The organism is Brevibacillus sp. TJ4 (genome assembly GCF_044627595.2).
Lineage (GTDB): Bacteria > Bacillota > Bacilli > Brevibacillales > Brevibacillaceae > Brevibacillus.
Genome location: NZ_CP185865.1, coordinates 2702567 through 2715922 on the forward strand (window position 1 = coordinate 2702567; position 13356 = coordinate 2715922).

General features: G+C 54.1%; 14 protein-coding genes. 4 read left to right on the plus strand and 10 right to left on the minus strand.

All coding sequences use genetic code 11. The annotated features are described in order from the left end of the window. Positions 1 to 93: 93 nt before the first annotated feature. On the minus strand, positions 94 to 1623 hold the full coding sequence (locus ACAF76_RS13305; protein ID WP_400164052.1) for a fumarate hydratase: 1530 nt from the start codon (positions 1621 to 1623) through the stop codon (positions 94 to 96). Positions 1624 to 1812: 189 nt separating this feature from the next. On the opposite strand from ACAF76_RS13305, the gene ACAF76_RS13310 reads away from it, so the two are divergent. Together ACAF76_RS13310 and ACAF76_RS13315 are read left to right on the plus strand one after the other, a co-directional pair. Further along, positions 1813 to 3780, plus strand: a complete 1968-nt coding sequence (locus tag ACAF76_RS13310) for a beta-propeller domain-containing protein (protein ID WP_400164053.1) — start codon at positions 1813 to 1815, stop codon at positions 3778 to 3780. Between the two features lie 75 nt (positions 3781 to 3855). Then, positions 3856 to 4542, plus strand: a complete 687-nt coding sequence (locus ACAF76_RS13315; protein ID WP_421616752.1) for a tetratricopeptide repeat protein — start codon at positions 3856 to 3858, stop codon at positions 4540 to 4542. A 67-nt stretch (positions 4543 to 4609) separates the two neighbouring features. On the opposite strand, the gene ACAF76_RS13320 is transcribed toward ACAF76_RS13315, so the two are convergent. From ACAF76_RS13320 to ACAF76_RS13330, 3 genes are all read right to left on the minus strand, one after another. Then, complete coding sequence (locus ACAF76_RS13320; protein WP_421616753.1) at positions 4610 to 5305, minus strand: MBL fold metallo-hydrolase; 696 nt, start codon at positions 5303 to 5305, stop codon at positions 4610 to 4612. 74 nt (positions 5306 to 5379) lie between these two features. After that, a complete protein-coding gene (locus ACAF76_RS13325) occupies positions 5380 to 6171 on the minus strand; it encodes an ABC transporter ATP-binding protein (protein ID WP_421616754.1) in 792 nt (263 codons plus the stop codon). Between the two features lie 167 nt (positions 6172 to 6338). Then, the gene (locus tag ACAF76_RS13330; RefSeq protein ID WP_421616755.1) at positions 6339 to 6860 is read right to left on the minus strand and encodes a hypothetical protein; all 522 of its coding nucleotides are present in this window, start codon (positions 6858 to 6860) and stop codon (positions 6339 to 6341) included. 625 nt (positions 6861 to 7485) lie between these two features. Here ACAF76_RS13330 and hutH point away from each other — a divergent pair. Both hutH and ACAF76_RS13340 read left to right on the plus strand, forming a co-directional pair. Continuing rightward, positions 7486 to 8994 (plus strand): histidine ammonia-lyase, encoded by a 1509-nt coding sequence (gene hutH / locus ACAF76_RS13335; RefSeq protein WP_421616756.1) that lies wholly within the window; start codon positions 7486 to 7488, stop codon positions 8992 to 8994. A gap of 76 nt (positions 8995 to 9070) precedes the next feature. Beyond that, complete coding sequence (locus tag ACAF76_RS13340) at positions 9071 to 9499, plus strand: thiol-disulfide oxidoreductase DCC family protein (protein ID WP_421616757.1); 429 nt, start codon at positions 9071 to 9073, stop codon at positions 9497 to 9499. Positions 9500 to 9501: 2 nt separating this feature from the next. Here ACAF76_RS13340 and ACAF76_RS13345 read toward each other — a convergent pair whose 3' ends face one another. The 6 genes from ACAF76_RS13345 to ACAF76_RS13370 form a co-directional block, all read right to left on the minus strand. Beyond that, positions 9502 to 10425 carry an aldo/keto reductase gene (locus ACAF76_RS13345; protein ID WP_421616758.1) on the minus strand — a complete coding sequence of 308 codons (924 nt, stop codon included), beginning with the start codon at positions 10423 to 10425 and terminating at the stop codon, positions 9502 to 9504. Between the two features lie 30 nt (positions 10426 to 10455). Next, positions 10456 to 10965 (minus strand): acyl-CoA thioesterase, encoded by a 510-nt coding sequence (locus ACAF76_RS13350; protein WP_421616759.1) that lies wholly within the window; start codon positions 10963 to 10965, stop codon positions 10456 to 10458. 36 nt (positions 10966 to 11001) lie between these two features. Beyond that, a complete protein-coding gene (locus ACAF76_RS13355; protein WP_421616760.1) occupies positions 11002 to 11778 on the minus strand; it encodes a DUF3109 family protein in 777 nt (258 codons plus the stop codon). Beyond that, a complete protein-coding gene (locus tag ACAF76_RS13360; protein WP_421616761.1) occupies positions 11775 to 12095 on the minus strand; it encodes a hypothetical protein in 321 nt (106 codons plus the stop codon). The genes ACAF76_RS13355 and ACAF76_RS13360 overlap by 4 nt, the downstream gene beginning before the upstream one ends. A 123-nt stretch (positions 12096 to 12218) precedes the next feature. Further along, complete coding sequence (locus ACAF76_RS13365) at positions 12219 to 12503, minus strand: 4a-hydroxytetrahydrobiopterin dehydratase (RefSeq protein ID WP_421616762.1); 285 nt, start codon at positions 12501 to 12503, stop codon at positions 12219 to 12221. 87 nt (positions 12504 to 12590) lie between these two features. Continuing rightward, positions 12591 to 13331, minus strand: coding sequence for a class I SAM-dependent methyltransferase (locus tag ACAF76_RS13370; RefSeq protein WP_421616763.1), 741 nt, complete (start codon positions 13329 to 13331; stop codon positions 12591 to 12593). Between the last annotated feature and the right edge of the window lie 25 nt (positions 13332 to 13356).

The following is a 13356-nucleotide window of genomic DNA, read 5'->3' on the forward strand; positions in this document are numbered from 1 at the left end:
AGGTTAGCCGCCGTTCCCGCTTTTTCGTGGGTGGACGGAAATAAAAACACCTTGCCAACGCATGCTGGCAAGGTGGATATGGCGCAACTGTTGTTAAAATACCGGATCTGCAAATTGCGCCAGTTTTTCGATAGAGGCTTTTTCCACATCGGCGTGGAGGCTGTTTCCGTGAGCATCCATGGTAACGATGGCGGCAAAGCCTTTTACCCGCAGATGCCACATCGCCTCTGGAATACCGAATTCCATGAAGTCGACACCCTCTACTTTTTCGATACATTCGGCGTAATACTGGGCAGCCCCGCCGATTGCATTCAGATAGACGGCTCCGTGCTCACCGAGTGCTTTCAGCGTCTTGGCTCCCATGCCGCCTTTTCCGATGACAGCGCGAATCCCAAATTTCTTGATGATGTCGCCCTGGTACGGCTCTTCGCGAATCGAAGTGGTCGGACCGGCTGCTTTTACGTGCCATTCGCCGGATTCGTCTTTCAGCATAACAGGTCCGCAGTGGTAGATGATGCCGCCGTTCAGGTCGATCGGGCAATCGTGATCCATCAAGTAGCTGTGCAGCGCATCACGGCCAGTGTGCATTTCTCCGTTGATGATGACAACATCCCCGACTTTCAGGCTGCGGATTTGTTCTTCGCTGATCGGCGCTTGCAGGACGACTTCACGGCGCTCTCCGTCCTGGTTCGCTGCAGCTACTGGCGTCAGGTCCATCGCCACTTCCTCATCCTTGTAGAGGTAGCGTTTGATCTCGCCTGTCTCGGCGTTGAGACGCACACCTTGACGGCGGAATGCCCAGCAGTTGTACGCGACAGAGACGAAGAAACTGGCTGGCAGACGGTTTTCGGCGCCGATTTTGCAGCCCAACAGCGTAGCATTTCCGCCGAAGCCCATCGTTCCGATACCCAATTGGTTAGCCGTCTCCAAGATGTAGTCTTCCAGCTTGGCCAGATCAGGATTCGGGTTGACGTCGTCTACTTTGCGGAACAGTTGGTGCTTGGCCAGCGCGTAACCGGAAGTACGGTCGCCCCCGATGCCGACGCCGATGAACCCGGCGCTGCAGCCTTGACCTTGTGCCTGGTAGACCGCGTGCAAAATGCACTTGCGTACGCCGTCCAGGTTGCGACCCGCTTTGCCCAGACCTTCCAGCTCACAGGGCAGCGAGTATTGAATGTTTTTGTTTTCACAGCCGCCGCCTTTGAGGATCAGCTTGATTTCAATCTCGTCCTCTTCCCACTGCTCAAAATGGATGACCGGTGTCCCTGGTCCGAGGTTGTCCCCCGTGTTTGCGCCGGTGAGCGAGTCTACTGAGTTGGAGCGCAGCTTACCTGTTTTGGTCGCTTCGGCAATCGCTTCGTGAATCGCTTTTTTAATAATAAGTTGATTCACGCCAATCGGTGTTTTGATTTCAAAAGTCGGCATGCCCGTATCCTGGCAGATTGGCGATACGTTTTCTTCTGCCATGACGATGTTTTCGGCGATGGTGGACAGGGAAAGCGCTGCCCGCGTGCCCAAATCTTCTTTCAATTTTGCTGCATTGACGGCGCGGCGCACGTCAGGCGGCAGGTTCGTGGATGTCTCCGTAATCAGTTCCAGGATGCTTTGTTTCAAGTTTTCCATCTATGACGCCCCTTTTGACGTAATGGTATGGCGAATATGCGAAATCGCCTATTATTATAGCATAGCTGTCGAAAACTGTCCGTAGGTTGTGCGCAGCAAGTGAAACATTTCGGAAAAAACACCGTCAAAATAGAAGCGAACACATGAGAAACGACACCGAAGCAAAAGACAGATCTAGGGGGAATTTGCTTGAAAAAGAAAATGAGCGTGCTCTTCGCTTCCGTGCTGACGATCGCAGTTGCGGTGTTCGCACTGCCTGCGTTCTTTGGCGACAAAACGGAAGCGATCATCGCAGCAGACCTGGAGAAAACCGATGGCTTGCCTGTCGTCGGCTCGTTCGAGAAGCTCAAACTGCTGCTGGAAAAAGAATCGAACATGCGCGGATACGCGGAAGGCGAGATTGCCATAGCCGTAATGGAGAGCGCCAGCAATCCTTCCAGCGGCAGCGCCGACCGGGCAGCGAATATCTCCACGACCAACGTCCAGGTACAAGGCGTCGACGAGGCTGACATCGTCAAGACAGACGGCACTTATCTCTATCAAACGACCGACGATGAAATCAGAATCGCGCGCATTTTTCCTGCCGGGGAAATGTCCGTCCTAAGCCGCATCAGTTACGCGAACGGCACCTTTCGCCCCCAGGAAATGTACGTGGACGAGAAATGGATGGTTGTGATCGGACATTCGAATCAGACTATCGCGGACACCGGACATAGCAAAAGCACATCTGCTCGTAGAATCGCAGAGCCCACATACGTGCACTACCAAATCGTAACGGCAATGGTCTACGACATCACAGACAAACAGCAGCCTCGCCTTGTGCGCGAGCTGGAACTGGAGGGCGATTACCTCTCCTCCCGCAAAATCGGTTCCAACCTGTACCTGGTGACCAACAGCTTTATCAACACGCACCGTGTGCTGGAGCAAAACGAAGAGGTGCTGCCCATCTACCGGGACAAGGCAAAAGGCGATGACTACCTGACCGTACCGTACAGCGACATCCACTACTTCCCGGAGAATCCTTCGTCCAACTATTTGCTGGTAGCCGGAGTCGACCTGAACGACGCAGACAAGAAGCCGGAAGTAAAAGCCTATTTGGGCGCCGGTGACAGCATGTACGCCTCGCATGACAATCTGTACGTGACAGTCACCAAACGGATGTACCGCATCATGGAGCGTCCGATCCTGCCTTTTTCTACGAGCGCGCCGGCTGACGAAGAAGAGACTACCACGACCGTATACCGCTTCGCCCTCGGGCATGGCACTCTTTCCTACACGGGCAAAGGAGTGGTGCCGGGACGTATCCTCAACCAGTTTTCCATGGATGAGCACGACGGGTATTTCCGCATCGCCACCACGACAGGCAACATGTGGCGCACAGACGAAGGAACGTCCAAGAACAACCTGTATACGCTCGATCAAAACCTGAACATATCCGGCAAGCTGGAAGGGATCGCCCCAGGCGAAAAAATCTACTCCGTACGGTTCATGGGAGATCGCGCCTACATGGTGACCTTCCGCACAGTCGACCCGCTGTTTGTCATCGACCTGAAAAAACCGGAAGCGCCAAGCATCCTCGGGCAGTTGAAAATTCCCGGCTACAGCGATTACCTGCATCCGTACGATGAAAACCACCTGATCGGCTTCGGCAAGGAAGCTATCGCCGAAAAAGACGTCGCCTATTACCAAGGCATGAAAGTCGCCTTGTTCGATGTTAGCGACGTGAGCAATCCAGTGGAAAAATTTGTGACCGTAATCGGCGACCGCGGAACGGATTCCGAGCTGCTGCACAATCACAAGGCGCTGCTTTTCTCCAAAGAGAACAATCTACTCGCCTTCCCGGTAACGGTCACGAAATTGAGCGAGCTGCAAAAAGCGAAAAATCAGGTGGGTGAATACGGCTCCTTCCAATTCCAGGGCGCGTACATCTACCATCTCGACTTGCAACGCGGCTTCCAGTTGGCCAGTACCGTCACGCATTTGAGCCCTGAGGAAATTCGCAAGGCTGGAGATGCCTGGTATCAGAGCGAGAACAACGTCCGCCGAATCCTCCTGCTCGACGACACGCTGTACACGGTTTCCGATTCGATGGTCAAAGCCCAGCAGCTTTCCAATCATCAGCCGCTCGGTACACTTGTCCTGACGAATTCGCGCTAATTCGCTGTAAAGCAGGCGGTTTCTGTGCTAAGATTGAACCAGTAGAGATAGCTGGACGAAGGGGTGTCACCAGGCGTGAACTATCTGAACCTTAACGTAACCTCCACACTGGCAGGGCTTGCAGCAGTCTTTTTGGTAATGTTGCTCCGCCTTCACTGGCCGTTCCGCTTCCAGTATATGTCCAATCTGTTCAACCGCTGGCAGGATGTGCGCCTGCGCTGGCTGGAAGCCTCATACCGCAAAAACCGTTCACGCTCCGTGGCGATGCTGGATAAATCCACCTATGAAATTTTGACCGGCAATTACGAGTTGGCGGAAAAATACATCGCACAGGGGCTCCATGTATGCAAGGAGCAGCCCACGCTGTTCAACCAGGCGATGATCCACTATCTGTTTTACAACCTGGCCATCGTCTACTACTCTTCGGGTCGCTATAGCGAAGCCCTGGAAGTCGCCTTTCGCGTCTATCAGCGAGATCACGGAATGACCGATTCGCTGGCCGTCATTGCTTGTTCGCACGCCCGGCTGGGTGAAGTGGAAAGCGCCCAGGCCGCCTATCAGCTCATCTCCCGCAAACGCTCTGCGCGAAGCTGGAAGCTGTTTTGCCTGGCAGAGATCGAAGCAGCGCAAGGCAACTACGACCATGCTCTGCTGTACATCCGCCAATTGCTGGGTAAATCTCCGCAGTTCCTTCATCTTAATCGAACCGAACTGGAAAAGCGGCTGGAGGAATGGCAAAAAGCGTCGACACAAATCAGTTAAGGGCTTGCCAACTGCAAGCAACACAAAAGGAGCTGGCTTTCCAGCTCCTTTCCTGCGTCAAATCGCCTTACGCTTGGCGACGAATCATGGAAATCAACTCTTGCAGGAAAGGAGCAATCTCCCCTGCCAGTATGGGACCATGACCAGTAGCCAAGTACTCAATCGGCCAATTCAACAAAATCTCCAGTCCTTCTGCGTATGTCCCCGCCCGTTCCGTCTCTTGTGCAGCCCACTCCTCGATCCGCCTTTTATAGGCCTCTCTCGCTTCATCCTCTCGTCCGACGATTGCTCCCAGCGGCATCTCGGTGAATCGCAGATGGTCCCCGACAAAGCAAACTTTCGAATTCGGATCAAAAAAAGCGACGGACCCTTCTGTGTGAAAGCCAAGCTGCCTGAATTTCAAGAAGGGCAGGTCTCCTCCATTTCCTGTAAACGTATGGCCGAACAGTGTCTGAGAAAAATCGTCCAGCTCATAGTAGTCGTCCAGGTGTATCCAATTGTTGCGGGAGGGAAACATGTCGGCATTCCCGATACGGTCGGCGCCGCGATGCGTAAAGTAAACGTAATCAATTTTTCCGGGCACGGCCCCAATCTCTGCCAGGGCTTGCTGAAAATAGTCGCGGTGCTTGCGCAAGTGCGAGTCGATGACGACAAATGTGTCTTTTTGTTTGATGACGTAACTGTTGATGTAGCTTTTCCACGCTTCTTCATAAGTGATGATCGCCCAGGTGGAGTCAGCTATAGGTGCAGTCACATTCGTCATGCCTCCATCTCTCCTCTCCTCCCAGATACATACATACCTTTATTATACACTATCCTCGCCAACTGATGTTGCAACTACCGAATCGTCGCTTCTTCGCCAATACTGACCCAGGATCGGCCCTGGGAAGTGCGAACATCGATCGGCACGCCAAAAAAGCGGGTCAACTGTTCAGGCGTCAAAATATGACGATTTTCGCCGGCAGCTTCGATCGCGCCTTGTTTGAGCAGCAACGTGTGCGTGAAGCAAGGGAGAATTTCTTCGATGTGGTGCGTGACATACAGAAGAGTGGGCCCATCTGGTTGTGCCGCGATCTGCTCGATCATCGCCAGCAGTTGCTCGCGTGACAGCAGATCCAGTCCTGTACACGGCTCGTCCAAAATAAGCAAACGAGGGGAAGCCATCAAAGCCCTGGCAATCAGTACCTTTTGTCGTTCCCCCTGGGAAAGGGCGCGGAACGGTCGGTTTTTCAGGGCGTCACAGCCGAACGTATGCAGCAGTTCGGAAGCCTTCTCTATATCTTCTTCCGACGGGGTGTTGTACAGTCCGATCGTCGCCTCACGCCCGCTCAAGACGAGACGGAAGGCAGTCTCGTTGTCGTGCATGTGGGCCATCAGCGCGGTGCTTACCCAGCCAATCGACTTTCGCACTTCGCGTACGTCTACTTCGCCGTAGCGGTTGCCGAGCACCTGTACTTCTCCTTGCGTCGGCCAGGTGTAGCCGCAAAGAATTTGCAGCAAGCTCGTCTTGCCGGAACCGTTTAGTCCGACGATACACCAGTGTTCTGATTTTTTCACCTGCCAGTTGATTTCCCGCAGGATCGTGGTGTTGTCTCGTTTCCATGTTACATTTTTCACATCAATGATCATTTCTCCCACACTCCCTGTCCGACATTTATCTGATAATTACGAGTATACCTGTCATGTCCGTGTCGATCAACAAATAGAACACTTCTCTTCTGGATGCGCTTCGCCACAAGTGCCGCGACCAACGAAAAAAAGACGCCATCGCTGTGCTGGCGCCTTTCCCCCATTTTTTAGCTGGAGCAACCGCAATCGCAATCGTATCGATGCCGCGATGAAGAAGCCGAAGATGAACTTCTTCCGTAGCGTGAAGAGGAACTGCTGCTGCTGTCATGGAAGTCGTGACAGCGCTCCTGGTAGTGATCCATTCTGCGTTTGTGATGCTTGTAATGCCGCCAGTATTCCGCGTACTTGCGGCGATTGTCGCGGTGTTTTTTGCACTTGCGATAGAAGTGCTCCATCCGATCCCGGTGAAAATGCAGCTTGAACAGATACAGTTCGACATCAACTTTCCGTTTTGGATGCGGAGCAGATGGCCGCATGTTGGGCGACATATTCGGGGACATGTTCGGCGAGACATTAGGCGGCATGTTCGGTGACATGTTCGGTGGCATGTTGGGCGAGAGATGGGGGTGATACGGATGGATCTCCGGTCTGATGTTCGGTCTGACGTTCGGACGGACATTTGGTCTGACATTGGGGCGCACGTTTGGTCGAACATTTGGGCGGACATTGGGGCGAATGTTGGGCATCATGTTGGATGGCTCTCTTTTTGGCGGCATGTTGGGAGCTGGTATGTTGGGGCGTTGCGGTCTCGGCCTGACTGGTGGATATGGAACATTGGGACGTGGTGCCTGCATGTTGGGAGACGGCATGTTCGGCGAGACATTTGGTGAAGGATAGTTCGGCGACACGTTTGGCGACGGGCTTTCAGGCGAAGGCATTGGCATGCTGGATGAAGGCGGTTTTGGCATTTCTTTGGGCCGCCTTTGGATTGGCGATTGGGACGGCTCTCGACGACGTTTTTCCAATGAAGCACTTCCTTTCAGTTGAAATTACACAGTACATGGTATGACGTTTATCACGCTCAAGAAACGACACTTGCCCATCCTCGCACATACGACTAAGCCCGTTTTTTCTCCAAAAAGGACAATAGCTGTGTCACTCCCTTCTTGACTACGCGCCAGAATCAGGTACAATGACAGCAAAGAACATATAACAAATTGAGTGAACATATGGAAAAGAGGAAACTTGCATGCCGATAACGACCATTTTACGTTTGGGCAAACGCATACTTTCCCCGGGACGAGGGGCAGGAGAATAACATCCTGCCCCTCGTCCTTTTTTGTTCTTTGTTCTAGTAAAGGAGGAAACTGATGAATGAAGAAAGCACATGTCATTACCTTGAACGGAGCGAATTTAACAATTGAAGATGTCGTCGCCATCGCACGCGAGCAAGCACACATCAGCCTGGCCCCAGAGGCGCTGGAGAACGTGCGGCAATCCCGCGAGATGGTCGAGCGGATGCTGGCCGAAAAGCAGGTCGTCTATGGCGTCACCACCGGTTTCGGCAAATTTTCGGACGTCGTCATCTCCGACAAGGATACAAGCCAGCTCCAGGAAAACCTGATTATGAGCCATGCCTGCGGGATGGGCGAGCCGTATCCTGGGGAAGTCGTACGGGCGATGATGGCACTTCGCATCAACGCGCTGCTGAGAGGATATTCGGGTATTCGCGAAGAGACCTTGCAGCTTTTGACCGAGATGTGCAACCGTGGTGTACACCCCGTAATCCCGCAGCAAGGATCGCTGGGAGCAAGCGGTGATCTCGCCCCCCTGGCCCATATGGTGCTGGTCATGCTGGGCAAGGGATCAGCAGAAGTCTCCGGTCGGATCGTGCCCGGAGCAGATGCTCTTGCTGCAGTCGGCCTGGCACCGATTCGCCTGCAGGCGAAAGAAGGGCTGGCACTGATCAATGGCACGCAGGCGATGACCGCTCTCTCCTGCCTTGCCCTGTACGACGCGCGGATTGTCCTGGAGAGCGCTGAAGTGGTGGCGGCGATGACGATGGAGGCGCTGCACGGCATCCCGCAGGCATTCGATCCGCAATTGCACCTCGTCCGGCCCCATCCCGGGCAGCAGGAATCGGCCCGCCGGCTGCTCGTCCATCTGGCAGGAAGCGAACGCACTTCGCTGCAGGGAGAGCTGCGCGTACAGGATGCCTACAGCCTGCGCTGCGTTCCGCAAGTGCACGGAGCGACACGTGACACGTTGGCGTACGTCTGGGATGTCGTATCCAGAGAGTGCAACAGTGTGACCGACAATCCGCTGCTCTTTTCCGAGACGGGTGACGTCATCTCCGGCGGCAACTTTCACGGTCAGCCGATCGCATTGGCTGCCGACTTTCTGGCTATTGCCACGGCGGAATTGGCCAACATCTCCGAGCGACGCCTAGAGCGGCTGGTCAATCCGCAATTAAGCGGACTGCCAGGATTTTTGACCGAACAAGGCGGGCTTCACTCCGGCTTTATGATTACACAGTACGTGGCCGCATCAATCGTCTCCGAGAACAAAGTGCTGTGCCACCCCGCTTCTGTCGACTCCATCCCCTCCTCCGCCAATCAGGAGGATCACGTCAGCATGGGGACGACGGCGGCCCGCAAGCTGCGCACAGTCGTAGCCAATACGGCGAAAGTGCTGGCGATCGAGTATTTGGCAGCGGGTCAGGCACTGGAGTTCGGCCACGGAAAAATGGGCGCTGGTACGGAACGTGCTTATCGCGTACTGCGCGACGAGATTCCTCGCCTGGTGGAAGACAGAGAAATGCATCTCGACATGGAAAAGGCAGCGCAACTGATTCGCGCAGGAAAACTTTGCTGGGCTGAGTGAAGAGGAAAGATGCCATAAGCCGGGTGGTACTGGTACAATGAAGAGGAAAACAGGATGGATCGAGGAGGGCTGTACGATGAAAACGACGCATGCAAATCAGGATCAGCCAGAGCATCTGCTGCTGTTTGACGGCGTCTGCCATATGTGCCAAGCATCTGTCCAGTTCGTGATCCGCAACGACGCCAGTCAACGCATCTGCTTTGCCTCCCTGCAGTCCGACACCGCCCGGCGCCTGCTGGCAGAACACGGTTATGATGCTAGAGAGCTAAAATCGGTCGTCTTTATCGACGGTCATAAACTGTATACGAAATCGGACGCCTTGCTGCGGCTCGGAAACAGAATGGGCGGAAAATGGAGAGCCCTGTCCATGCTCGGGCTCCTCATCCCCCGCCTGATTCGTGATCCGCTGTATGAGTGGGTCGCGCGCAATCGTTACCGCTGGTTTGGCAAAAGCGAACAGTGCCTGCTGCCTACGCCGGAAACACGCGCGCGCTTTCTCGACTGAATTCAGCCCCGCTGTATGGCCTGCGGGTGCTCGTCGCTAGCCAACTCCGCTGCTTTGGCATTTGCCTCAACCTGCTGCGGGTTTTTGCAGCCCGGAATGACTGTAGTCACGGTAGGATGCTGCAAGCACCAGGCCAGTGCCCACTGCGCCATATCTGTCCCCGCTGGCAGCTCATTTTGTTTGATTGCTTCCACTTCTTGCAATAGCTTGTTTACATGCTCCTGATCGTGGCGATGGCGCACGTCGTTGCCGGCGAAAACAGCTCCTGGCTTATACTTGCCGCTCAAATATCCGCTTGCCAAAGGCACGCGGGCCAAGACGCCCAGGTCTTGCTCCTGGCAGGACAAGAACACTTGCTCTTCCGGTTTGCGGTCGAGGCGGTTGTAGACGACCTGGATCGTTTTTGCATTCACCCGGGATGCCGATGAGGTCTGATGGATGTTGTCGTTCTTGGCGATGGAAATACCCAAGTGACGGATTTTTCCGGCCTGCACCTGCTTGTCCAGCATCGTCCAGAGCTCGTCGTTGTCGAACACCTCATCCGGTCCGGAGTGAAATTGGTACAGGTCGATATAGTCTGTTTGCAAGGCTTTCAGCGATTGCTCCAACTGCCCCAGCACCGCCGCTGCGTCGAATTCATTGGTGCGGCTGAATTTGTCGTGAAACTGGTGTCCGAATTTCGTGGCGACCACCCAATCCTCGCGCTTATCCTGCTTCAGGTAGCTGCCGATCAAACGCTCAGACGTATGGTCCCCGTAACATTCAGCCGTGTCAATCAAGTTGATCCCGAGGTCTTTTGCCTTGGACAAAATCTCGTCCACTTCTGCCTGGGTAAAGTCCATGCCCCACTCGCCGCCAAACTGCCAGGTGCCGACCCCGACCACAGATACGGTCAAATCTGTTTTTCCCAATCTCCGGTACTTCATGCAGCGTCCCCTCCTGTGAGCATCATTGGTTTATATTGACTTTTTGATGGATAGCTCGTTGACAAATTCCTTCGTCTGGCTTTTTCGCTCGGCACGCATTTTTTTGCGTTCTTCCGCGGATGCCATCAAGTATTTTTCCTCTTCCGTCTCGGCGATGACAGGCGGTACTTCCGTCGGATTCCCCTCTTCGTCAAGCGCCACAAACGTCAGGAACGAAGTAGCGGTCAGTACGCGCTCACCGGTTCCGAGGTTCTCGGAGATGACTTTTACAAAAATTTCCATTGACGTTTTCCCTGTCGAAGAGACGTACGCCTCCAGGCATATGGAGTGGCCCATTTTCACCGGTGCGAGAAAATCGATCGAATCAATCGAAGCCGTTACGACCGGTCGGCGGGAGTGGCGCATCGCTGTAATCGCTGCCACCTCATCGATATAGGCCATCATCGTCCCCCCAAAAATCGTCCCGAGGTAGTTCGTATCGGAGGGTTGAACCAGGGAAGCCTGGACGGTGCGAGATTCTTGCGCTGTTTTTGCCTTCATCACTGTGCTCCTTTTCAAGATCATAACGAAAAATGTCTATCCTGCATGCTCCTGCCAGGCATCATTGTCGTGCCCTTGCAGCATCGCTTCGACGCGTTCGGCCTCCGCTTGCAGCAAATAGCGGAGCAGCGGCAGATTCCACGTGTAGGCAGGACGGTAGCCCTCAATGGCAAAATGCTGCTCATCGAGGTGGACGGCAAGCTGTCTGCGCGAAAGACTGGCGCAGTAAAACTGTTCCAGATAGTCGCTCCCCCAGCGGGAAAAGGGCGCCGTCTCCTCCGTCACTGCAGTCAGCAAAATCGCTTCGCCCGTATCGATCAGATCAAGCGGATAGAGGCGACAGCTAAACGGCTTTACATCGAGTTCGCCTCCCGTCTGCTCGGCGTATGCATGAACCGCACAGCCAAACTGACCATTCATCTCCTGGAAAAACACGCACTTTTCATGTTCCAGCCTCAGCGTCCCTGCGGGCTGCCGCTCGTCCCAGACGGGCTTTTGCGCCCAGTGTTGCGACCATCCTCTCGCTGCAAAATAACCGGCGATCGCAGGAATCTCCCGGTCGAGCAGGGCAGCCTGGTGCGGCTCGACGGCGTAAGGCTGGCCCCCTTCACAGCAAGTTTGGCGATGAACGGTACGACAGTTGCCGCAGTCGAGGTGAAAAAGTGTCCGCAGTGCCGTCACATCTACCAGATACGCGCCTGCCTCCAGCATATTTGCCTTGTTTCGCTTCATGTATTTTTCACAGTGGTACTGTTCCCGCTGGCTCATCGGATCAGGGGTTCCCACATAGCGGTACCGCATCTGCCTGCTCATTTTTCCAGTACGAGCTCCGCTTCCGTACCGTAGATGGAGAGCTTGTCTGCTTCGTGAGACGCCAGGTCTGCTTCCTCTTTCGGTATTTCCATCAGGATCTCGACACTCTCTGAGTCTTCCAACGTGAAGATCAACTGCAAATCCTTCTCGTCAAATTCATTGTCGGTAAGCTGTATCTCCGTCAATTGGCCGCGAAACTGGGTTACTTCCTCGTCTTCATTTTCCGTATCCCACTGTGTGAACAAGATCACGACCTGTTTTTGCAGATATTCGTCCCGCAAAACCTGGAGCAAACGATCATGCTGTTGAATCTCCATACTCCTGTCCCTCCCTATGACCTGCATGCTGCTTTTGGCGATAGTATACCAAAAGCAGGCTTTGATAACCAAAAAGAAAGGCCGCTTGCTTCACATGAGCGGCCTTTGCATGATGTGGACGGGTCAGCTCACCTTGCTGATCGCTTGCGCCAAGGCAAACTCTTTTCCCGTCAGTCCGATTCTTCCACCAGTGGTCAGCGTAATGGTGACGACATTGCCTGCAAGATGAATTTCCACGTACTGACCGTCATGCTCCAGCAATTCCGCTACGCGGTTCACGAGCTGCACGGCTACGGCAAAGTCGCGGCAATGATAGGTACGGGATAATGCCATCCGCTCTTCCACCAGTTTCCACCCTGGAACCTTGCTCAAATACAGTTTGACCTGCTCAACCGACAACTTGCTCACCAGCAGCGCCTCCTCAAAGGTCCGATGAAAAGGATTTTGGTACTATCCTATTCACCGAAACATCCCCTTAGTCACGCTGTTCCGCTCTCATTTTTGCTTGATCGCAAAGAAGATCATACGTGGCGAATCATTCTCCTGGTACGGCTGAAACTGGTAATCCCCAAAAATTTGTATTTGTCCGAATCCGCTTTCCTCCAGCATCGCGCTCATCTGCTCAACACTGTAGAGGCGCACCTGTTCCAGATACTCTCGCGGCTCTCCGCCATTGAGTTCCTGCAAGGTGATCCGCTTTTTGACAAAGCCGTCTTCAATCCAGCGATTTTCTTCGATCCGCATCCCCGCTACTTCTTTGGTCGAATGGGGAACGAGGTTCTGCTGTACGTAGGCCGGGTTCAGAAAGTCGATAATGACCTCTCCGCCCGTCTTTAGCGCCTTGGCCATGTTGCCGACTACCCTTGCATTTTCGGCATCGGATGAAAAATAGCCGAAGCTGGTGAACAGATTGACGACAACATCGAATTCTTCGTGAAACGGGATGTCGCGCATATCGCCGCGGACAAAGTGAAGATGCGGATATGTATTCTGCTCCTCCGCCAGCTTCAGCAGTACCGGGGACAAATCGACCCCGACCACTTCGTAGCCTCGGCGAGCGAGCGCCCGGGAATGGCGGCCGCTGCCACAGCACAAGTCCAATACTCTGCCCGTCTTTTTGATCGGCAAACGCCTCAGCAGGTTGGCGATTTCCTCATCTGCCGCCGTATCGTCACGATGCTGGTACACCAGCACGTAGTCTTCGCGAAAGCTGCGTTCAAACCAGTCTTCTGCCATTTCTAAGCTCCTTTTTCGCTCCATG

Bases quoted from the DNA above. Each gene is read 5' to 3' on its own strand.
- ACAF76_RS13305 (WP_400164052.1), bottom strand. From the start codon at position 1,623: ATGGAAAACTTGAAACAAAGCATCCTGGAACTGATTACGGAGACATCC.
- ACAF76_RS13320 (WP_421616753.1), bottom strand. From the start codon at position 5,305: ATGACGAATGTGACTGCACCTATAGCTGACTCCACCTGGGCGATCATC.
- ACAF76_RS13325 (WP_421616754.1), bottom strand. From the start codon at position 6,171: ATGATCATTGATGTGAAAAATGTAACATGGAAACGAGACAACACCACG.
- ACAF76_RS13330 (WP_421616755.1), bottom strand. From the start codon at position 6,860: ATGATGCCCAACATTCGCCCCAATGTCCGCCCAAATGTTCGACCAAAC.
- hutH (WP_421616756.1), top strand. From the start codon at position 7,486: ATGAAGAAAGCACATGTCATTACCTTGAACGGAGCGAATTTAACAATT.
- ACAF76_RS13340 (WP_421616757.1), top strand. From the start codon at position 9,071: ATGAAAACGACGCATGCAAATCAGGATCAGCCAGAGCATCTGCTGCTG.
- ACAF76_RS13345 (WP_421616758.1), bottom strand. From the start codon at position 10,425: ATGAAGTACCGGAGATTGGGAAAAACAGATTTGACCGTATCTGTGGTC.
- ACAF76_RS13350 (WP_421616759.1), bottom strand. From the start codon at position 10,965: ATGAAGGCAAAAACAGCGCAAGAATCTCGCACCGTCCAGGCTTCCCTG.
- ACAF76_RS13355 (WP_421616760.1), bottom strand. From the start codon at position 11,778: ATGAGCAGGCAGATGCGGTACCGCTATGTGGGAACCCCTGATCCGATG.
- ACAF76_RS13360 (WP_421616761.1), bottom strand. From the start codon at position 12,095: ATGGAGATTCAACAGCATGATCGTTTGCTCCAGGTTTTGCGGGACGAA.
- ACAF76_RS13370 (WP_421616763.1), bottom strand. From the start codon at position 13,331: ATGGCAGAAGACTGGTTTGAACGCAGCTTTCGCGAAGACTACGTGCTG.